Here is a 515-nt window from a genome sequence, read left to right on the forward strand (position 1 = left end):
TCGGAGGGCAGCGACGCGCAGGCCCGCACCACCGTCCGGCTGGAGGAAGGCGGCAAGCTGGTGGACGGGCAGGGCGCGGATGCCGATACGCTGGTTTCCGCCGTGCGGGCCTATGTCCATGCGCTGAACAAGCTGCTGGTCAAGCGCGACCGCGCCGAACCCGCCGCGCTGGACGCCTGATCCCGCCTGCCCTGGAACACGCCACCGATCGGAACCGGCTCTGGCGGCGCTTTTTTCAGGAACCCTGTTGAAGCGCCGCCTTTGTGAAGTAAAGGCGGCGTGTACCTTTACTGTTTTTTTACAGGCTTCCGGCTAATCCGGCTGGCCGCCTGTCAGGAACCGTATCCTCAGTAACCCTCCCCCTGCGGGTAGTTGCCCTGGCCGTAGCCATAGGGCTGTGAATAGCCGCCCTGCTGGGGCTGGCCGTAATATCCGCCCTGTCCGTATCCCTGCTGCGGGTAGCTGGGCTGGGCGTAGCCCTGCTGGGGCGCGGGCTGAGCGGCGGCCACGTTCGG

The 515-nt window shown here is 66.6% G+C and carries 1 protein-coding gene; it reads left to right on the forward strand.

The features are described 5' to 3' along the window. On the forward strand, positions 1–180 hold a 180-nt coding region (locus tag JCM25156_RS26810; RefSeq protein ID WP_034961952.1), incomplete at its 5' end, for an alpha-isopropylmalate synthase regulatory domain-containing protein. Positions 181–515: the final 335 nt, after the last annotated feature.

It is taken from the genome of Komagataeibacter kakiaceti JCM 25156 (assembly GCF_000613305.1).